A 19,723-nucleotide genomic window follows, 5' to 3' on the forward strand; every position below is an offset into this window, starting at 1 on the left:
TTGTCACCATGACAAATTGGCTTCCCGATATTTCCCGCGGTTCCGGGCCGGTCTATCTCCGGCTCGCCGACAGCATTGAATCCGCAATATCAAGCGGCGCCCTGCCCGCCGGCAGCAAGCTGCCGCCGCAGCGCAATCTTGCCTATGATATCGGCGTGACAATCGGCACGATCGGCCGCGCCTATGCGCTGGTGCATGAGCGGGGCCTGGTCGCCGGCGAAGTGGGGCGCGGCACCTATGTACTGAACCGCTCCGAAACGCCGCCCGGCGAGCAGATCGATCCGCTGACCGTCTCGCTCGGCGGCACCCGCGTCCAGGATGCACCTGCCAACAAGATCCGTTTTGACACGACGGCCGCGCCCGATCTCGGTCAGGGCAAGGTCATAGCGGGCATCCTCGCCGAGATCGGCGAACAGCATCTGTCCGAAATTTCCTCCTATTCCCGGAGTTTCCCGCGCAACTGGTTCGAGGCCGGCCGCCTCTGGCTTGCCCGCAGCGGCTGGACGCCGGAGGTCGAGAACGTCGTGCCGACGCTCGGCGCCCATGCGGCGGCGATATCAGTGATCTCGGCCGTCTCGGCGCCGGGCGACAAGATCGTCTTCGAGGACCTCACCTACACGCAGGTCAGCCGCAGTGCTCGCCTGCTCGGCAGGCGCACGCTGACGGTCGATTCCGATGAACTCGGCGTGATTCCCGAGGATTTCGAGCGGCTCTGTCAGCAGCAGCATCCGAAGATCGCCTTCCTGATGCCGACCGTCCACAATCCGACGCTGGCGATCATGCCCTATGAGCGGCGGGTGGCAATCGCTGCGATCGCTCGGAAGCACGGCGTCTGGCTGATCGAGGACGATCTCTACGGCGGCATGGCCGATGACGACACGCCACTGCTCGCCTCGATTGCGCCCGATCGCACCTTTCTTGTCAACGGCCTGTCGAAATCGGTCGCCGCCGGTGTGCGCGGCGGCTGGGTCGCCTGCCCGCCGCATTTTGCCCAGCGCATCAAGGTGACGCACAGGATGATCACCGGCGGCCTGCCCTTCATCCTGGCGGAGACCTGCGCACGTCTCGTCGAAAGCGGCACGGCGCACGAAATCCGCAAGGCAAGTGTCGAGGAACTCTCCCGGCGTGTCCGGCTCGTCCGCGAGCAGTTGCAGGGCTTCGATTTCGAATCGCACCCGCATGCGCCGTTCCTCTGGCTGAAACTGCCCGAACCCTGGATGTCCGGCACCTTCAAGAACGCCGCCTATCGCGACGGCGTGCTCGTCGACGACGAGGATGAGTTCAAGGCAGCCCGCGGCGAGAAAACCTATCACCGCGTCCGCATCGGTTTTTCCTCGCCGAAGACAGGGCAGGAACTCATTTCGGGCCTGATGATCCTGCGCCGCCTGCTGGAAAATGGCGGCTCCGCCTATGACGGTGAAATATGACGTGTTGCAAATCGACGCCATAAATCGGAAAAAACGCCGAAGCTTCTTCGAGGTGCTTTAGCGGCTCGATGTCCATGTTACGCCTTTGTTGTTCCCGTCTGACGCGAATCAAAGGACAGCAAATGAGGCTCGATTACGGAAGGATCGCGTTGCGTTTTTTGGGCATGGCATCCGTGGCAGCGACAGCCGCGGGTTCGGCAACGGCCGGCGAGCAGATATTCGATGAATTGCGCTTCGGCGTCTCGACCTCGGTACAATCGGGCCATTCCAGGGAAAACGGCGTCTTTCCGGAGATTACCGCTCTCTTCGATCCCTTCGGCTACGACGCGGCGGTCGGCTGGCAGCAGCTGCTGCATCCCCGTATCCATCTCGGCACGTCGATCGGCACGTCAGGCGAGGCCACTCAGTTCTTCACCGGTTTCACCTGGACGGTCGATTTCAACGAGAAGCTCTTTGCCGAAGCCGGCTTCGGCGGCGTCATCCATACCGGCGATCTCGAGGGTGATGATGACGGTCCGGAACTCGGCTGTCGCGTCCTCTTCCACGAATATCTGGGCGCCGGCTACCGTTTCACCCGCAATTGGAACGTGATGGCCCAGGTTGCCCACTCCTCGCATGCCAATCTCTGCGACGGCCCGAACGACGGCATGACCCGCGCCGGCCTGCAGATCGGCTATAAGTTCTGAGTGGTTGCCGCCTTTGTGAAGAAAGCCTGCCCGCCCTCTGTTGACGGCGGGCTTTTTTCTGTCGCGCGCCGCCGCTACATAAGCTAAAGACAGCGCAAAACGCGCCAGGGACTTTCCGCTCATGACCATTCCAAACACCATCCCGATCACGCCGGAACTCATTGCAGGCCATGGCCTGAAGCCGGACGAGTACCAGCGTATTCTGGATCTGATCGGCCGCGAACCGACCTTCACCGAGCTCGGCATCTTCTCGGCCATGTGGAACGAGCACTGCTCCTACAAATCCTCGAAGAAATGGCTGCGCACGCTGCCGACCAAGGGGCCGCGCGTCATCCAGGGTCCGGGCGAAAACGCCGGCGTCGTCGACATCGATGACGGCGATTGCGTCGTCTTCAAGATGGAGAGCCACAACCACCCCTCCTATATCGAGCCTTATCAAGGTGCGGCGACCGGCGTCGGCGGCATCCTGCGCGACGTCTTCACCATGGGGGCACGCCCGATCGCCGCGATGAACGCGCTGCGCTTCGGCGAGCCGGATCATCCCAAGACCCGTCATCTCGTCTCCGGCGTCGTCTCCGGCGTCGGCGGCTACGGCAATTCTTTCGGCGTGCCGACGGTTGGCGGTGAAGTTGAGTTCGACGCCCGCTACAACGGCAACATCCTCGTCAACGCCTTTGCCGCCGGCATTGCGAAATCCAACGCCATCTTCCTGTCCGAAGCCAAGGGCGTCGGCTTGCCTGTCGTCTATCTCGGCGCCAAGACCGGCCGCGACGGCGTCGGCGGCGCGACGATGGCCTCGGCCGAATTCGACGAATCGATCGAGGAGAAGCGCCCGACCGTTCAGGTCGGCGACCCCTTCACCGAAAAGTGCCTGCTGGAAGCCTGCCTGGAATTGATGAAGACCGGCGCCGTCATCGCCATCCAGGACATGGGTGCGGCCGGCCTCACCTGCTCGGCCGTCGAAATGGGCGCCAAGGGCGATCTCGGCATCCTGCTCGAGCTCGACAAGGTGCCGGTTCGCGAAGAAAGGATGACGGCCTATGAAATGATGCTGTCGGAAAGCCAGGAGCGCATGCTCATGGTGCTGCAGCCGGAGAAGGAAGAGGAAGCCAAGGCGATCTTCGTCAAGTGGGGCCTCGATTTCGCCATCGTCGGCAAGACAACCGACGACCTGCGCTTCCGCGTCATGCATCAGGGTGAGGAAGTCGCCAACCTGCCGATCAAGGATCTCGGCGACCAGGCGCCGGAATATGATCGCCCCTGGCGCGAATCCGGCAAGCAGGCTCCCCTGCCCGCCAATCTCGTCGCGGCACCTCAGGATTACGGCCAGGCGCTGCTGCAGCTCGTCGGTTCCGCCAACCAGTCGAGCCGCCGCTGGGTGTATGAACAGTATGACACGCTCATCCAGGGCAATTCGCTGCAGCTTCCGGGCGGCGATGCCGGCGTCGTGCGCGTCGACGGCCATCCGAGCAAGGCGCTCGCCTTCTCCTCCGACGTCACCCCGCGTTATGTCGAGGCCGATCCTTTCGAGGGCGGCAAGCAGGCGGTCGCCGAGTGCTGGCGCAACATCACCGCGACAGGCGCCGAGCCGCTCGCCGCCACCGACAATCTCAATTTCGGCAATCCTGAAAAGCCCGAGATCATGGGCCAGTTCGTCGAGGCAGTGAAGGGCATCGGCGAAGCCTGCCGTGCACTCGATTTCCCGATCGTCTCCGGCAACGTCTCGCTCTACAACGAGACCAACGGCGTCGCCATCCTGCCGACCCCGACGATCGCAGGCGTCGGCCTGCTGCCGGATTGGAGCCAGATGGCCCGCATCGGCACAGCCAACGACGGCGACAAGGTGATCATGATCGGCGTCGACGGCAGCCATCTCGGCCAGTCCGTCTATGTCAGAGACGTGCTTGCCAGCCGCGAAGGTCCGGCGCCGGAGGTGGATCTGTTCGCCGAGCGCCGCAATGGCGATTTCGTCCGCTCCGTCATCCGCAACGGCCAGGCGACCGCCTGCCACGACATTTCTTCCGGCGGTCTTGCCGTGGCGCTCGCCGAAATGGCGATGGCCTCAGGCAAGGGTCTCGTCATCGATCTCGGTGAAGCCAAGGGCGCGCCGCATGCGCTGCTCTTCGGCGAGGATCAGGCGCGCTACGTGCTGACGGTGCCTGCGGACGTCGCAAATTTCGTTTGCGCCAATGCCGAAGGCGCCGGCGTCCCCTTCCGCCGTCTCGGCACGGTCGGAGGAACGGTACTCATCGTCGGCGATCTCATCTCGCTGCCGATTCAGCAATTGCGCGATGCCCATGAATCGTGGTTCCCTGATTTCATGGAAGGCCGCGGCGAACTGGCTGCGGAATGATGCGCAAGGAGTAACGATCATGGCCATGAAACCCGGCGATATCGAAGACATGATCAAGGCTGGGATTCCCGGTGCCAAGGTGACGATCCGCGATCTGGCGGGCGACGGCGATCATTACGCCGCCGAAGTCGTCGCCGAAGCCTTTCGCGGCAAGAGCCGCGTGCAGCAGCACCAGATGGTCTACGAGGCGCTGAAGGGCAATATGGGCGGCATACTGCACGCGTTGGCGCTGCAGACCTCCGCACCGGAATAGAGCCCGACGCGATCCGGATAAACGGTGCCCGGCCCTCAGCCGGGCATTCTCTTTTCGTCGGGATCGGCAAAGACCGAGGCCGGCATTGGCCCCGATGTCAAAAGCGTGAAATCGAAGGACGCCTGCAGATCGGGCCCCAGCACATATTGCCGGTGGACGCGCAGCTGGTCCTTGCGGATCTTGCGATAGTGCTCGGGCGTCAGCATCTGCTTGACGCGGATCAGGATCATCTTCGCCGGAGGTGCATCCGCATGGCCGGAAATGGCGACGACCGGCACCTTGTAGAAATTGATCGAATCCGTCAGGCACTGCACGTCGAGCCAGGAAATCTCGGGACAGCGCGCGATCAACCCGACGCGGGCGCGCAGCTGCGTGGCCGACGATAGCAGCGCGCATTGCAGGATGGCGCTGCCGAGCGTGGCAAACACCACCCGCTTGCCCCTGAATATCTCCGGCTCCCGTTCCAGCAATATGCCGATGACATGGGCAGCAACACTCGATCCCATGCTGTGCGAGGAGATCACATATTCGTCCGCCTCTTCGTCAAGCGCGTTACGCACGGCAGCGGCCCGGTCTTCCAGCCAGTCGTTGAAATCTGTCCGGTCCATGCGGCCGAGCGCCACGGCCATTACCCAATCGGCGAAGAGATGCAGCGTATGGAAACGTTCGGAAAACGGCAGGAAGGCGAAGATGAAGAAACAAAGCGCCAGCGGTCCGCTCCAGAGCATGTGCCACGGCGGAAAGCCGAGACCATAGGGCATGATGGCGATCTGCGCCGTCAGCGCGATCGCCAGCGCTGTCAGCAGGAACGGGAAGAGGAAGAACAGACCGAAGCGCCAGGCGTGGCGAAAATATCCCCGCATCCCGCCTTCGAGCATGATCTCGGCGCAGCTTCGGAAACCTGCCATAATCTGGCTCAGCGTGTTGCCCCCGCGCAGCCTGCTTACCAGCGTATCGTGATCGACCATGTGGATCCGGCTCTTCGTCTGCCAGCTGGGGAAACCGGTCCCTTCCCCGGCCGCCGCTTTGTCGGCATCCCGTCCGCCCGTCGTGACCACGAAACTGAGGGGATCACTTCCCGCCTCCGGCGCACCCGTTTCAAGCGAATAGCCCCAAACGGCGGCACTCTGCCTGGCCGAACGCTCGTAGCGTGCCCTATGGGCAACGCCGTCGAGCGGCTCGAAGCCCGTAAAATGCAGGACGACCCGCTTCTCGATCAGTTTCATTCCACTCTTCCGTCCGGCGAATGGCCGGCATGTTGCTGCGATCCGGCTGCTGCGCCGCTGATAGGGACAAAAAAGCAGCTATGGTCTCGAAGCCGTCTTGCTAACCGAACTCTTCCGGAATTCAATAGCATCCATGTCGTTTCCATCACGAACGGAGGGGTTTTGTGGCCGACCTAGTCAAAGAATTGATATCAGGCGTCGTCGACAGCGTGCTGAAGGAGATCCTGAAAAAGACCACCGGCCGCGTCGCGACGAAGCGCAGGAGGCGTAAGACACGACCCGCCGCGACGACGAAGGTTGCGCGCAAGACGACCTCGGCCAAGGCTAAGCCCGCCCGCAAACAGGTCAGCAAGCGCCGCACCGCCGCTGGCCGCAGCCGCCAGCGACGCAGCTAAGGCACGATCAAATGTGAGCGGCTTCGGACGAATAGCGGCGCTCTTGAGGGCATAAACCGATGATGCGCATGTTGAAAATCATTCTTGCGGCCGTCGTCGCGATCTGTCTCATCGCGGCTGCCGGCGTCTACGCCCTGTCGGAGATGCGCCTTTCCAGGATCTACGACGTCGCGGTTGCCGATTTCACCGTCAAGACGACGCTGCCTGCCGAGGAAGCCGAACGCCGCGCGCGCACGCTGATGTGTGGCGGCTGTCATCACGATGCCGGCAACGTGCTCATCGACGAACCGGGCGTCGGCCGCATCGTCGCGCCGAACCTGACCCGCTTCGTGCCCATGTACAGCGATGCTGAACTCGTGCGCCTCATCCGCCATGGCGTCAAGAAGGACGGTACCGGCGCCTTCATCATGCCGGCAAGCAACTTCGCCAATATCACCGATGACGATATGGCGGCGATCATTGCGTGGATGCGCAGTTTGAAGCACCTTCCCGATGCGGTGGCCGGAACGACTCAATGGGGACCGCTCGGGCGAATCGGCCTGGCGCTCGACAAGATCCCCTTCGAGGCCGATCTGGTGCCTGCCGTGGGCACCCCTGCCGCGACGCGTCCGGCCGATATCGGCGAATACGCCTTCAGGACCGATTGCAGCCACTGTCATAATCTCGATACGGCAAAGCAGTCGGAAGCCTTCCTGGCGCCGGCGCTTAAGCCCCTGGCGCAATCCTATTCGGCTGCCGATTTCAGGACGCTGCTGCGCACCGGCGAGGGTGTCGGCAACCGCGATCTCGGCGTGATGACACAGGTTTCCCAATGGGATTTCAGCCATTTCACCGATGTCGAAATCGAACAGATTCAGACCTATCTCGCCAATCGACCGTAACGCGACGGCAACAACCCGGCAACGGCCTGCGCGAATTGGTCTTTTTTTGGTTCGGGCGGCTGGAATTCCTGCCGTCGCATGCTATCTAAAGGCAACGATTGAAACGGCGGGCCTTTAACCCGCCTGTTGAAAGGATCAGGTCCTATGAGCGGCATTCACGAATTCATCGACAACGAAATCAAGAGCAACGACGTCGTCCTCTTCATGAAGGGCACGCCGCAGTTTCCGCAGTGCGGTTTCTCCGGGCAGGTCGTGCAGATTCTCGATTACATCGGCGTCGACTACAAGGGCGTCAACGTGCTTGCCGATTCGGAAATCCGCCAGGGCATCAAGGAATACTCCAACTGGCCGACAATCCCGCAGCTTTACATAAAGGGCGAATTCGTCGGCGGCTGTGACATCGTCCGGGAAATGTTCCAGGCTGGTGAGCTGCAGCAGCACCTCCAGGAAAACGGCATCACCGTGCGCGGCGCCGCCTGACCGGTCACCGGACGTCCGCCCGGTTTCCAAATCTGTTTCTTGAGTTCGAGGCGCTGCGGCTAGCAGCGCCTTGACCTGTTTATGGGAATTTCATTGTGACAGATTCATCACAAGCCGTGTCCGCGGGCCGCCTGCCCATGGGCAAGCGAGAATTCATCGCGCTTGCTGCCTTCCTGATGGCCGTCAATTCGCTGGCGATCGATATCATGCTGCCGGCCTTGCAGCAGATCGGCGCGAGCCTCGGCGTCGAGAGCGAAAATCATCGTCAGTTCGTCGTCTCCACCTACCTGCTCGGCTTCGGCTGCGCCCAGTTGTTTTACGGTCCGCTCTCCGACCGTTTCGGCCGCCGCACGCCGCTTCTAATCGGCCTCGTCATCTATATCCTGTCCGCCATCAGTATCGTCTTCGTTCCGTCCTTTGCTGGCTTGCTCGCCCTGCGCTTCATCCAGGGCGTCGGCTCCGCCGCAACCCGCGTCATCACCGTCTCCATCGTTCGCGATATCTATGGCGGCCGGCAGATGGCCGAAGTCATGTCGCTGATCATGATGGTTTTCATGATCGTGCCAGTGATTGCGCCCGGCACCGGTCAGATCGTCATGTTCTTCGGTAACTGGCACCTGATCTTCCTGTTCATCGCCGCGATGGCGACTGCTATCGCCGTCTGGGCCTATCTCCGTCTGCCGGAAACCCTGCATCCCGGCAATGTCCGCCCCTTTACCGCCCGCTCGATCTTCGGCGCCTTCAAGCTGGTGCTGACCAATCGCGTGGCGCTCTGCTACACCATCGCCAGCACCTTCATCTTCGGCGCGCTGTTCGGCTTCATCAATTCCGCCCAGCAGGTCTATGTCGGCATCTACGATCTCGGCGTCTATTTTCCCTTCGCCTTCGCCGGCGTGGCGATCTTCATGTCTTTGTCGTCCTTCTTCAATTCCCGCTTCGTCGGCAAGCTCGGCATGCGCCGACTGTCGCACGGATCGCTGCTCGGCTTCATTGCCATCAACACCATCTGGCTGATCGTCCAGATGGCCAGCACCGAGCCGATGCCGTTTGCCCTGTTCATCTCCTTCTTCGGCCTTGCCATGTTCCAGTTTGGCTGGATCGGCTCGAACTTCAATTCGCTCGCCATGGAACCGCTCGGCCACGTCGCCGGCACCGCCTCCTCCGTCCTCGGCTTCATGAGCACGGTCGGCGGCGCCATTATCGGCGCCGGCATCGGCCAGGCCTTCGACGGCACGGCACTGCCGATGGTCGCCGGTTATTTCGCCGTGTCGATCGTCGGCCTGGTCTTCGTGCTGATCGCCGAGAAGGGCCGCCTCTTCCAATCGCAGAACCCAGCCGTCTGAACGGCCGGCCTCATTCGCATCCGGGATTTCACCACATGACGCCGCCGCATAAACTGCACCAGGAAAACCAAGGCTCTCGCCGCATCGGCATGGGCTTTGGCGAATTCGTCGTCACTATCGCCATCATGACCGCCAGCGTCGCCATGGCGATCGACAGCATGCTGCCGGCATTGCCCAATATCGGCCATTCCCTCGGCGTCACCAATACCAACGACGCGCAGCTGATCATCGGCGTGTTCTTCTTAGGCTTCGGCGTCTCACAGATATTCTTCGGCAGCCTTTCGGATACGTTCGGCCGCCGCAACATCCTGCTCGGCGGCCTGGCCTGCTATATTGTCGGAATGTTTGCCGCCGCAGCGACCGGCAGTTTCGAAATGCTGCTCGTCATGCGTTTCGTCCAGGGCATCGGCGGTGCGGCCGTGCGCATCACCACCATGGCCATCGTCCGCGACTGCTTCGGCGGCCGCGAAATGGCGCGCGTCATGTCTTATGTCATGATCGTCTTCATGATCGTGCCGATCGTTGCGCCTTCCGTCGGCCAGCTCATCATCCTCTATGCCAACTGGCACTGGATCTTCATCCTGCTCGGCATCATCGCCGCCATCCTGTTCGTCTGGGCTCTTCTGCGGTTGAAGGAATCGCTGCCGCCGGAAGAGCGGCTGCCGCTGTCGGTTGCCTCTGTCGGGGATGGCTTCAAGACCGTGCTCACGAACCGTATCACCTGCGGCTACATGATCGGCCTCACCATGTTCACCGGCGTCATCAGCGCCTATGTGATCTCGGTGCAGCAGGTCTTCGGTGAAGTCTATGGCCTTGGCGACTGGTTGCCGATCGCCTTTGCGGCCACCGCAGGCGGCATCGCCGTCGCCAATTTCGCCAACGGCTTCTTCGTGCGCAAATTCGGCATGCGCCGCATCTCGCACGCCGCCCTGCTGATTTTCACGGCACTGTCGGCTGTCGGCTTCTTCTATTCGCTGGCCGGCAAGCCGGATTTCGCCATCGCCTACGGCATCTTCACCATCGTGCTGATGATGTTTGCCCTGATCGCCACTAATTTCACCGCCATCAGCCTCGAGCCGATGGGCAATCTCGCGGGCACGGCCACCGCCATCACCGGTTTCGTCTCGACGACCTTCGGCGCCATCCTCGGCGGCCTGGTCGGTCAGATGTTCAACGGCACGGTGCAGCCGCTCTTCGGCGGCTTCGCGCTCTTCGGCGCGGTGACGATCGCAGCCACCCTTTGGGCGGAGAACGGCAAGCTCTTCACCCACCCCGGCGACAGCCCGCAGCTCGATCCGGGTGCGGCCCACTTTTGAAGTGCGAGCTGCTGGGTGGTTCGGTCCCGGCGGCATTGCATTTAAATAACAAACTCGGCACGTTCCTAAATCTGGATGCCCTTGGAACAAGGAGCTCAGTTTTGGATGTAGAATATCAACATCTCCCCCCGCCATTGCAGGGTGGGATATTTCAAGCCAAAACAAATACCGCCACTGGCGTTGTGGTACTCGGCGGCTCCAGTGGTCGGGTCGATGTGGCCCGTGCCAGGTTGTTTGCCAGCCAAGGGGCAACGGTAATCGCGCTTCGGTGGTTCGGCGGCGAAGGCCAGGTGCCAGGTATTTGCGAGGTGCCGCTGGAAATCTTCTTCGCCGCCACCGATTATTTGATGGAGCTCGGCTGCAGACGTATCGTCTTGGTGGGGACATCGAAAGGCGCCGAAGCCGCGCTGCTCACGGCGGTATATGATCCACGCATCAGCGCCGTCATCGCAATGAGCCCTTCTTCGGTCGTATGGGGAAATATTGGTCCGGGGCTTGACGGCATCAGCTGGCCGGAACGCTCATCCTGGACGTTGCGAGGGACACCGCTTCCCTTTGTATCGTCCGACCCTGAATGGGTGCAGGAATACCGAGACGGGCTCGTTGCCTACCGGGGCCTGTTCGAACGATGTCTTCAAGTGCACGAGTCTGAGATCGAGCCAGCAACTATCCCTTTGGAGAAAACAACTGCCGAAATTCTGCTTGTGGCAGGAGGCGATGATGCGCTTTGGCCGTCAGACGAATTTGCCGCAGCAATTGTTCGCCGGCGCGCAGCTTCGGGCCTATTCACCCAGCTTGTGTTGGGAGAAGATGCGGGCCATCGCATTTTGCTGCCGGGGGAAACGACTCCCCGATCATCGCTGCGTGCTCACGGTGGAAGTGAGACAGCCGATGCCAAATTGGGACGACTGGCGTGGGAGTACATTCTCGCTGCCCTATAACAGGATAGCAGTAGTCATTTGATCGATGGTTCAAGCCATCGGATTGGTGCGGCAGTGCGCGAAGGCATCCTCTATGGACGACCGAATTCTGATCAGGTCTTACGCGCCCGGCGACGTGGACGCGACGATTGAAATTTTTCTGCGTGCGATTCGAGAGGTCTCGTCGAAAGACTACTCACCCGCTCAGATCCAGGCTTGGGCGAAGGTGGAAGATCGCGGACTATGGGCAGAGCGAAGGAAAAGCAGGCCTGCCTGGATCGCAGAATTTGACGGACAGCCTGTTGGGTTTTCCGACCTGACCGGCGACGGGTGCCTGGACATGATGTTTGTGCATCCCGAATTTCAAGGGCTTGGAATAGCAAGCCGGCTGTTGAGCAGGATCGAGGACGAAGCTCTGAAACTGGGGTTCAGCCGAATTTATACCGAAGCCAGCCGAACTGCCCGGCCGTTTTTTGCGCGAAAAGGCTTCCGCGTCATAACGAAGCAAATCGTCGAGAAACGTGGGCAAAGCCTGGAAAACTTTCTCATGGAAAAGTTCTACGGATAACAGGCGGCAGTCGGACCGCTTTTCAGACCGTGAAAACCTCACGCCGTAGCACGTTCCACGAGGCCTTGTCGGGCGCAATCAGCAGACCGCCGTCGAGGTGATGCGGCTGGTAGGGCGAGCCGTCGAAGCGCGCCGCATAGGCACCGGCCTCCTGCGAGATCAGCGTGCCGGCAAGATGATCCCAGGGCATCAGCTTGTTGTACATCAGGTAATGCACATGGCCGCCGGCAAAGGTGCGGTATTCTTGGGCCGCACAGCGGTAATTGGTGAGGAAACGCACCTTGGCCAGATTGCCGAGAATCTCCGCCCGCTTCTCCTGCGGCAGGTAGCCGGTCGAGGCCATGCCGACCATCTGGTCGAGCGCAACCGGGTCTGCAACCGCGAGCCGCTGCGCTTCGCCATCCGGCCGGCGCAGCCAGGCGCCGCCGCCTTTTTCCGCCATCACCCAGTCGTCGCCCATCGGATCGTAGATGATACCGGCAACCGTCTCGCCGGCCGAGACGACAGAGGCCATGACGCCGAAAGCCGGAATACCGGAGGCGAAGTTGAACGTACCGTCGACCGGATCGACGACGATGGCGAGATCGGCATCTTCGAGCCCGTAGAGCAAATCAGGCTCGGCCGCGACCGATTCCTCGCCGAGGAACAGCGCACTCGGCCAGAGCCGCTGAGCTTCCGCCTTGATCATCCGCTCGGCCTGTTCATCCGCCTCGGTGACGAGATCGGTCGCCTCGCTCTTCGCGCGCACGTCGCCCTGGCCGAGCCGGCGGAAGCGCGGCAGGATCTCCGCCTTCGCCGCGCGGCGCAGCAGATCGGCAAGAACGGTCACGTCAACGGTCGAAGTCATGTCAAATCCTTTCGGTCCGGCCTTTCGGGAAGGGCCTCACATCAAATGCCGACGATCTCACGTCGGATCAGCTGCCAGCTTTCCCGATCGGGTGCGGAGATGATGCCGCCCGTCGTCTCGCCGGGGCGATAGGGCGTGCCGTCGAATTTCGCCGTATAGCCGCCGGCCTCCTGATGCGCGAGCACGCCGGCCAGGTGGTCCCAGGGCATCAGCTTCGCATGGCCGATGAAGTGCATTTTGCCGGAAGCGACCATCCAATATTCGTAGGCCGAGCAATTGAAGGAGAAGGTCATCCGGATCTTCGCCATGTTGGCGCAGATGCGTGCGCGATCCGGGTCGTCCATGTGGCCCCATGAGAGGCCGCCGACCATCTGGTTCAGGCTAGCAGGCTCGGCCACCTTCAGCTTTGTCGACTGCCCGTCCCGGCGCGTCAGCAACGTGCCGGCACCCTTGATCGCCGTCACGGTGTCGCCGAGAACGGGATCGTGAATGATGCCGGCGACCGTTTCGCCCCTGGCCGTCACCGCCAGCATCGTCCCGAAGACGGGAAGCCCGGCGGCGAAATTGAACGTCCCGTCGACAGGGTCGATGACGAAGGCAAGCTCGGCATCGGCAAGGGCCGGCACGACGGACCGATCGGCATCATAAGCCTCTTCGCCAACGATGAGTGCTTGAGGAAAGCGCTCCCTTAGCGCCGCGGTGATCCTGTGTTCGGCATGCAGATCCGCCTGTGTCACCAGATCGATTGCCGAAGTCTTTTCCGAAACATCGGCATCGGCGAGATTGCGGAAACGCGGCATGATCTCGGCACGCGCCGCCTCCCGGATGCAATCACCAAGAAAGAGAATGTCCTTGTCAGAAATAGTCATGCGAAATCCTGTCCGTCATACATGAGCCGCCTGCTTAGCCGGCCATTCATGACGGGTCGGTGACAGCAAGGGTGGAAAAGTCGAAGAGTTTCGGATCGAGCAGATGTGAAGGGTTCACATGCGAAAGCGCCCGCAGCATCGTGTCCTTGCGTCCCGGCATGCGCTGTTCGATATCGGCGAGCATATCCTTCATCGCATTGCGCTGCAGCCCGTCCTGCGAGCCGCACAGATCGCAGGGGATGATCGGAAACTGCATCGCGACAGCGAATTTCGCGAGGTCTTCCTCGGCAGCATAGGCAAGCGGCCGGAGCACCATCAGGTCGCCCTCGTCGTTCAGAAGCTTGGCCGGCATCGAGGCGAGCCGCCCGCCATGGAAGAAATTCATGAAGAAGGTTTCGAGAATGTCTTCGCGGTGGTGACCGAGCACCAGCGCATCGCAGCCCTCTTCCCGCGCGACGCGGTAGAGATTGCCGCGCCGCAGCCGCGAACAGAGTGAGCAGTAGGTGGCGCCTTCCGGCACCTTCTCCTTCACGATCGAATAGGTATCGCGATACTCGATCCGATGCCGAACGCCGATCTTTTTCAGATAATCCGGCAGCACGTGCTTCGGGAAATTCGGCTGTCCCTGATCGAGATTGCAGGCGATGAGCTCCACCGGCAGCAAGCCGCGCCATTTGAGATCGAGCAGCAAGGCCAGCAGCCCGTAGGAATCCTTGCCGCCGGAAAGGCCGACCAGCCAGCGCTTCTGGCCCTTCAGCATGTCGAAATCGTCGAAGGCCTGGCGCACCTGCCGCAGCAAGCGCTTGCGCAGCTTGTTGAAGGAGACGGAACGCGGCGCATCGGCAAACAGCGCATGGCCGCCGGTGTCGGCCTCGCCACTCTCCAACTCATCGGCGATATTGGCTGCGATATTCATTGCTTCGTCCTACAGAAATTCCACACTTGCTCTAGCAGAAACCCGTCTGGCAACACAGCGTCAATCGCCGAAAACCGACCAGCCGGTGCGGGCCGCGAGCATTTCCAGCGCCGCGGCGCCGAGTTGCGAATTACCGACCTTGTTCAGCCCCGGCGACCACACCGCGATCGAAGCAATGCCGGGCGCCACAGCGAAGATGCCGCCGCCGACACCGCTCTTGCCGGGCAGGCCGACATGATAGGCGAAGTCACCCGAGCCATCGTAATGGCCGCAGGTCAACATCAGCGCATTGATGCGCCGCGCCCGCTTCGGCGAGACCACCGAATGGCCGGTCGTCGGATTGCTGCCGCGCGCCGCCAGGAACAGCCCGGCGCGGGCGAGCTGCTCACAAGTCATCGACAGCGCGCATTGATGGAAATAAACGCCGAGCACATGATCGACGGGATGGTCGAGATTGCGATAGGCGCGCATGAAGTTGGCGAGCGCGAAATTGCGATAGCCCGTCTGCGTCTCCGAACGCGCCACCTTGTCGTCGATGGTGATCGACTCGTCATCGGCGAGATAACGCACGAAGCGCAGCAGCTCGCCGATTGCCTCGCGCGGCGCATGGCCGGCCATGACGACGTCGCTGACGGCGATCGCGCCGGCATTGATGAAGGGATTGCGCGGGATGCCGCTCTCGTGCTCGAGCTGGACGATCGAGTTGAAAGCCGATCCCGAGGGCTCGCGCCCGACCCGCTTCCACAGTCCCTCGCCGACCTTGCCGAGCGCCAGCGTCAGCATGAACACCTTCGATATGCTCTGGATCGAGAAGGCAGTATCGGCATCGCCGACACGGTAAACCTTGCCGTCGACGGTGACGATCGCCATGCCGAACTGCTTCGGATCGACCTTGGCGAGCTCGGGAATATAGTCCGCGACCTTGCCCTCGCCGATCCGCGGCTGGATATCGGCGTAGATGCTATCGAGGGTCGCCTGCAAATCTGCCATCGCTTCTCTCCAGATCGCAAAAAAGCCGCTCGAAAGAGCGGCTTTCCATATATCGGCGCATGCTGTTGTCTCGCAATCGGTTTCGACTGCGAGACGAAGGCATTAGCGCGAATAGAATTCGACGACCAGGTGCGGTTCCATGACGACCGGGAACGGAACGTCGCTGAGCGTCGGAACGCGGCCGAAGGTTGCGACCATCTTGTTGTGATCGACTTCGATATAGTCGGGAACGTCGCGCTCTGCGAGGCTGACGGCTTCCAGAACGGTCACCAGCTGTTTCGACTTTTCGCGAACTTCGATGACGTCGCCGGCCTTGCAACGGTAGGAACCGATGTTGACGCGAACGCCGTTGACGGTGACGTGGCCATGGTTGACGAACTGACGGGCAGCAAAGACCGTCGGGACGAACTTGGCGCGATAGACGATGGCGTCCAGACGCGATTCCAACAGGCCGATCAGGTTTTCAGAGGTGTCGCCCTTGCGGCGGTCAGCTTCGGCGAAGATCGCGCGGAACTGCTTTTCGCGCAGGTCGCCGTAGTAGCCCTTGAGCTTCTGCTTGGCGCGCAGCTGCACACCGAAGTCCGAAAGCTTGCCCTTGCGGCGCTGGCCGTGCTGGCCCGGGCCGTATTCGCGGCGGTTCACCGGGGACTTCGGACGGCCCCAGATATTTTCGCCCATACGGCGGTCAATTTTGTACTTGGACGATTCGCGCTTGCTCATCGTATTTCCTTTCAAAGGTTTATGACGATTTGTTACCAAACCGCACGAAGGAAACACGCCCTCCTCTGATCTCTGCCGAGATCTGACAGGATGTTTCGGTTAGCGAACAGAAACGATCCACGGGACATGTCAAATGAAACACCGGGCATTGCTGCCCGGTGCTTGCGGCGGTCTTTAGAGGGCCGTCATGAAAATGTCAACAGCGGCACAGCCTGAACGCACCACTATTCTGCCGCCAACGGCTGGTCGCCGCCTGTATCAGGCGCGTTGGCGTCGCCAGGTGCGGTCTGGCAGTTCATATCCGGAAAAGCGACGATGCGCTTGCCAGAGAAATCCGTGTGCACGACGACGATGCCCTGCTCCTCGAAATAGCCAAGCAGGCGGCGGGCGCGGCGGGCGGAATGGGTGCCGTAGGCGCGGGCGATCCGGGCGTCCGACGGGCACGGTTCGCCGCAGACGGCCGCCTTGGCGAGCATCAGGAAGACACCCTGCAGATCGTCGGTGACGCCTGACGAAAGCGACAGCGCCGTCGCCCAGGCATCGCTCGCGGCCGTTTCCGCATCAACGCCCGAGCGCGAGATCGCCACGCGCCGGCGGAAATCCGGCAGGGCGATCGGCGGTCCCGGCACGCGGCGCATGCGCAGCCGCACGAGAAAATCCTGGTAAAGCACCGAATCGGTGCGGAAACCGGAGGTGGGATCGTCGAGGATTTCGGCAAGCACGCCGGCAAGGCGCTCCTCCCGCTCCTCGGCAGAGACCTCCACCTGGCTCGCCCTCGCCTCGGCAGGTGCGGCCGAGGCTGCCGGCGTCGAGCGCGAGAGTTCGGCGAGAATGTCGGTCGTCGGCCGCGGCGCCGGCGCAGCGCGGCGCATGGGCGGGCGCTGGAATTCTTCCGGATCGGGCGTGAAGATCAGGTCCTCGACATCCTGAGGCGCATCCGGCAGCGGCATCAGCTTCGGGCTGGACGAGCGCGCCGAAGTCTCCACCGCGCCGATCTGGATCGGCAGCGGCCGGCGCGACAGCGCCGGTCCGAGAGCGACGAAATTGCCGCGCTTCAGGTCGCGGAACATCTCGGCCTGGCGCCGATCCATCCCGAGCAGGTCGGCGGCGCGCGCCATGTCGATATCGAGGAAGGTGCGGCCCATCAGGAAGTTCGAGGCCTCGGCGGCGACGTTCTTGGCGAGCTTGGCCAGCCGCTGCGTCGCGATCACGCCGGCAAGACCACGCTTGCGTCCGCGGCACATCAGGTTGGTCATCGCGCCAAGTGACATCTTGCGCGCATCTTCCGAGACATCGCCGCCGACCGACGGCGCAAACATCTGCGCCTCATCGACGACGACGAGAACCGGATACCAATATTCGCGATCGGCATCGAACATGCCATTGAGGAAGGCGGCGGCAGCGCGCATCTGCTGCTCGATATCGAGGCCTTCGAGCGTCAGCACACAGGAAACGCGATGCTGACGGATACGGTTGGCAATGCCCGCCAATTCCGCCTCGGTCCGTTCACCGTCGACGACGACATGGCCGAACCTGTTGCTGAGCGTGACGAAATCACCCTCGGGATCGATGATGACCTGCTGCACCCATTGCGCCGATTGCTCGAGCAGGCGGCGCAACAGATGCGACTTGCCCGATCCGGAATTGCCCTGCACGAGCAGACGGGTCGCCAGCAGCTCCTCGATATCGAGCGTCGCCGGGCTGCCGGACGCCAATCCCATATCGATGCCAACCTGCAATGCTGATCCTCGCGGCGAAGAGACTCACATGAACGAAGCGCCATTCTTCCGAAACGGCATCGCCCCGTCTATCAAAGAATGCGCTATCTTTCAGGACCGGATTTCGCCAACCCACAGGACAATTCCGGGCTCACCCGAGAAGAGGATCCATCGCCGCGATCCTACATCCCGTCGCCGCGCTACGCCCGCAAGCCGAAGCCCTGCATCAGCCGCCGCGTGGCGAAATCCTGTTGGCCGGAGGTGAAGACCGCGAAGTCGAAATTGTCCGGGTGTACGGCATCGGCGACCAGCGGCACCAGCGTGCGGGCGCGGCGCGCGATCGCCTCGGCGGGGTCGAGCCAGTCGACCGGCCAGGGCGCAAGCCGGCGGAAGAGATTGGCCATGAAAGGATAATGTGTGCAGGCGAGCACGACGATATCGGTTTTCTGACCGTCCTTCTCGACGAAGCATTGGTCGATTTCGCCAAGCACGGCCTCGTCGGAGACGGCGTCACCACGAATATAAGCCTCCGCCATGCGCGCAAGGTTCTCCGAGCCGACGAGGCGGACGTGGCATTGCTGTGCGAAGGACTGGATGAGGTCGCGCGTATATGCTCGCTTCACCGTGCCGGGAGTGGCAAGCACCGAGACCAGGCCGGACCGCGTGCGCTCCGCCGCCGGCTTGATTGCCGGCACGGTGCCGACGAAGGTCATCTGCGGAAAGGCGGCCCGCAGATCGGCACCAACAAGCGTGAAGGCTGTGTTGCAGGCGATGATGCAGACTTCGGGATCGTGATCCGCCAACAGTTTGCCGAAAAGTCCGATGATCCGCTCCTTCAGGGCCTGCTCCTCCCAGCCGCCATAGGGAAAGCCGGCATCGTCGGCGACATAGATGAAGCCGCGTTCCGGCATCAGCACGCGCGCCTCGCGCAAGACGGTCAGCCCGCCGATGCCGGAATCGAAGAGAAGAATAGGTTTCAGCTCACGCGTCGTCGCTGTCATCGGGCGGTGTTTCCTTGGCCGCTGGCGGGAACCGGCCTCCGCGCGGGCTCTTGCGCGAGAAGCGGTCGAGGGAGGAGATGACGCCGCGCAACACGCTGATTTCCTGCTCCGTGAAAGCCCGGCGGGATAAGACAGCGCGCAGATTGTCGACCATTTTCGGCTTTTTCCCGGCAGGATGGAAATAACCGCGGGCATCGAGCGCCTCTTCCAGCTGGTCGAACAGGCCGAAAAGCTGTTCCTTGGTCGAAGGCGTCTGCCCCATCGCCTGGAACGGAACGGCGCCGAGATCCTCCATGCCGGATTTCATCCATTCATAGGACATCAGCAGCACGGCCTGGGCAATGTTCAGCGAGGCAAAGGCGGGATTGACGGGAAAGGTGACGATTTCGTCGGCAAGCGCCACCTCCTCGTTGGTCAGCCCCCAGCGCTCGCGCCCGAAGAGGATGCCGGTGCCCTCGCCGGCGCGGAACCTCGCCCGAAGTGTCTCGGCGGCGATGACGGGCGAGCGCACCGGCTTGTAGCCGTCGCGCTCGCGCGCCGTCGTCGCATAGACAAAATTAAGATCGGCAACCGCCTGCTCCAGTGTGTCGTAGACCTTGGTCGCCTCGATCACGTGATCGGCTTTGGAAGCGGTCGCCAGCGCCTTTTCGTTCGGCCAGCCATCGCGCGGATTGACCAGGCGCAGTTCGGCAAGGCCGAAATTCGCCATGGCGCGCGCCACCATGCCGATATTCTCGCCCATCTGCGGCTCGACCAGAATGATGGCCGGGCCTTCGGCCAGAAGTTGACGCTCGCTGTTCGTACCTGCCATGGT

20 protein-coding genes are annotated in these 19,723 nt (G+C 62.0%); 11 read left to right on the forward strand and 9 right to left on the reverse strand.

Features of this window, described 5'->3' with window-relative positions; translation table 11 throughout:
• Positions 1 to 8 precede the first annotated feature (8 nt).
• The 4 genes from EEQ99_RS18705 to EEQ99_RS18720 all read left to right on the forward strand — a co-directional run bounded on the left by EEQ99_RS18705 (position 9) and on the right by EEQ99_RS18720 (position 4,719).
• On the forward strand, positions 9 to 1,427 hold the full coding sequence (locus EEQ99_RS18705; protein ID WP_047609998.1) for an aminotransferase-like domain-containing protein: 1,419 nt from the start codon (positions 9 to 11) through the stop codon (positions 1,425 to 1,427).
• 122 nt (positions 1,428 to 1,549) lie between these two features.
• Complete coding sequence (locus EEQ99_RS18710; protein WP_127430906.1) at positions 1,550 to 2,113, forward strand: acyloxyacyl hydrolase; 564 nt, start codon at positions 1,550 to 1,552, stop codon at positions 2,111 to 2,113.
• A 121-nt stretch (positions 2,114 to 2,234) separates the two neighbouring features.
• Positions 2,235 to 4,466, forward strand: a complete 2,232-nt coding sequence (gene purL / locus EEQ99_RS18715) for a phosphoribosylformylglycinamidine synthase subunit PurL (RefSeq protein WP_127430907.1) — start codon at positions 2,235 to 2,237, stop codon at positions 4,464 to 4,466.
• A gap of 19 nt (positions 4,467 to 4,485) precedes the next feature.
• A complete protein-coding gene (locus tag EEQ99_RS18720; protein WP_003579540.1) occupies positions 4,486 to 4,719 on the forward strand; it encodes a BolA/IbaG family iron-sulfur metabolism protein in 234 nt (77 codons plus the stop codon).
• 35 nt (positions 4,720 to 4,754) lie between these two features.
• Here the strand turns inward: EEQ99_RS18720 and EEQ99_RS18725 are convergent, their stop codons facing one another.
• Positions 4,755 to 5,945, reverse strand: coding sequence for a hypothetical protein (locus EEQ99_RS18725; protein WP_127430908.1), 1,191 nt, complete (start codon positions 5,943 to 5,945; stop codon positions 4,755 to 4,757).
• A gap of 164 nt (positions 5,946 to 6,109) precedes the next feature.
• Here EEQ99_RS18725 and EEQ99_RS18730 point away from each other — a divergent pair, with 164 nt between their 5' ends.
• The 7 genes from EEQ99_RS18730 to EEQ99_RS18760 all read left to right on the forward strand — a co-directional run bounded on the left by EEQ99_RS18730 (position 6,110) and on the right by EEQ99_RS18760 (position 11,848).
• Entirely contained in the window at positions 6,110 to 6,340 is a 231-nt protein-coding gene (locus EEQ99_RS18730; RefSeq protein WP_028758063.1) for a hypothetical protein, read from the forward strand.
• Positions 6,341 to 6,399: 59 nt separating this feature from the next.
• Positions 6,400 to 7,221 (forward strand): c-type cytochrome, encoded by an 822-nt coding sequence (locus EEQ99_RS18735; protein ID WP_127430909.1) that lies wholly within the window; start codon positions 6,400 to 6,402, stop codon positions 7,219 to 7,221.
• A 144-nt stretch (positions 7,222 to 7,365) separates the two neighbouring features.
• Positions 7,366 to 7,701, forward strand: coding sequence for a Grx4 family monothiol glutaredoxin (grxD, locus tag EEQ99_RS18740; protein WP_003586231.1), 336 nt, complete (start codon positions 7,366 to 7,368; stop codon positions 7,699 to 7,701).
• Between the two features lie 137 nt (positions 7,702 to 7,838).
• Positions 7,839 to 9,044, forward strand: a complete 1,206-nt coding sequence (locus EEQ99_RS18745; protein WP_097594370.1) for a multidrug effflux MFS transporter — start codon at positions 7,839 to 7,841, stop codon at positions 9,042 to 9,044.
• 35 nt (positions 9,045 to 9,079) lie between these two features.
• A complete protein-coding gene (locus EEQ99_RS18750; protein WP_127430910.1) occupies positions 9,080 to 10,360 on the forward strand; it encodes a multidrug effflux MFS transporter in 1,281 nt (426 codons plus the stop codon).
• A 101-nt stretch (positions 10,361 to 10,461) separates the two neighbouring features.
• Entirely contained in the window at positions 10,462 to 11,301 is an 840-nt protein-coding gene (locus tag EEQ99_RS18755) for an acyl-CoA thioester hydrolase/BAAT C-terminal domain-containing protein (RefSeq protein WP_097543648.1), read from the forward strand.
• A 73-nt stretch (positions 11,302 to 11,374) separates the two neighbouring features.
• Complete coding sequence (locus EEQ99_RS18760; RefSeq protein ID WP_063475254.1) at positions 11,375 to 11,848, forward strand: GNAT family N-acetyltransferase; 474 nt, start codon at positions 11,375 to 11,377, stop codon at positions 11,846 to 11,848.
• A gap of 22 nt (positions 11,849 to 11,870) precedes the next feature.
• Here EEQ99_RS18760 and EEQ99_RS18765 read toward each other — a convergent pair whose 3' ends face one another.
• The 8 genes from EEQ99_RS18765 to EEQ99_RS18800 all read right to left on the reverse strand — a co-directional run bounded on the left by EEQ99_RS18765 (position 11,871) and on the right by EEQ99_RS18800 (position 19,720).
• Positions 11,871 to 12,695 carry an inositol monophosphatase family protein gene (locus EEQ99_RS18765; RefSeq protein WP_063475223.1) on the reverse strand — a complete coding sequence of 275 codons (825 nt, stop codon included), beginning with the start codon at positions 12,693 to 12,695 and terminating at the stop codon, positions 11,871 to 11,873.
• A 41-nt stretch (positions 12,696 to 12,736) separates the two neighbouring features.
• Entirely contained in the window at positions 12,737 to 13,564 is an 828-nt protein-coding gene (locus EEQ99_RS18770; RefSeq protein WP_127430911.1) for an inositol monophosphatase family protein, read from the reverse strand.
• Between the two features lie 46 nt (positions 13,565 to 13,610).
• Positions 13,611 to 14,480: a tRNA 2-thiocytidine(32) synthetase TtcA gene (gene ttcA / locus EEQ99_RS18775; RefSeq protein ID WP_028756385.1), complete on the reverse strand. Its 870-nt coding sequence runs from the start codon at positions 14,478 to 14,480 to the stop codon at positions 13,611 to 13,613.
• Between the two features lie 60 nt (positions 14,481 to 14,540).
• The gene (locus EEQ99_RS18780; protein WP_028758072.1) at positions 14,541 to 15,470 is read right to left on the reverse strand and encodes a glutaminase; all 930 of its coding nucleotides are present in this window, start codon (positions 15,468 to 15,470) and stop codon (positions 14,541 to 14,543) included.
• A gap of 102 nt (positions 15,471 to 15,572) precedes the next feature.
• Positions 15,573 to 16,190 (reverse strand): 30S ribosomal protein S4, encoded by a 618-nt coding sequence (rpsD, locus tag EEQ99_RS18785; RefSeq protein ID WP_004676212.1) that lies wholly within the window; start codon positions 16,188 to 16,190, stop codon positions 15,573 to 15,575.
• Positions 16,191 to 16,414: 224 nt separating this feature from the next.
• Positions 16,415 to 17,929: a helicase HerA domain-containing protein gene (locus tag EEQ99_RS18790; protein ID WP_127430912.1), complete on the reverse strand. Its 1,515-nt coding sequence runs from the start codon at positions 17,927 to 17,929 to the stop codon at positions 16,415 to 16,417.
• Positions 17,930 to 18,108: 179 nt separating this feature from the next.
• Positions 18,109 to 18,909 carry a glutamate racemase gene (murI, locus tag EEQ99_RS18795; RefSeq protein WP_127430913.1) on the reverse strand — a complete coding sequence of 267 codons (801 nt, stop codon included), beginning with the start codon at positions 18,907 to 18,909 and terminating at the stop codon, positions 18,109 to 18,111.
• Complete coding sequence (locus EEQ99_RS18800) at positions 18,890 to 19,720, reverse strand: RNA methyltransferase (protein ID WP_028756200.1); 831 nt, start codon at positions 19,718 to 19,720, stop codon at positions 18,890 to 18,892. Before EEQ99_RS18800 ends, murI begins: the two co-directional genes overlap by 20 nt.
• Between the last annotated feature and the right edge of the window lie 3 nt (positions 19,721 to 19,723).

Source organism: Rhizobium anhuiense (assembly GCF_003985145.1).
Classification (GTDB): domain Bacteria; phylum Pseudomonadota; class Alphaproteobacteria; order Rhizobiales; family Rhizobiaceae; genus Rhizobium; species Rhizobium anhuiense.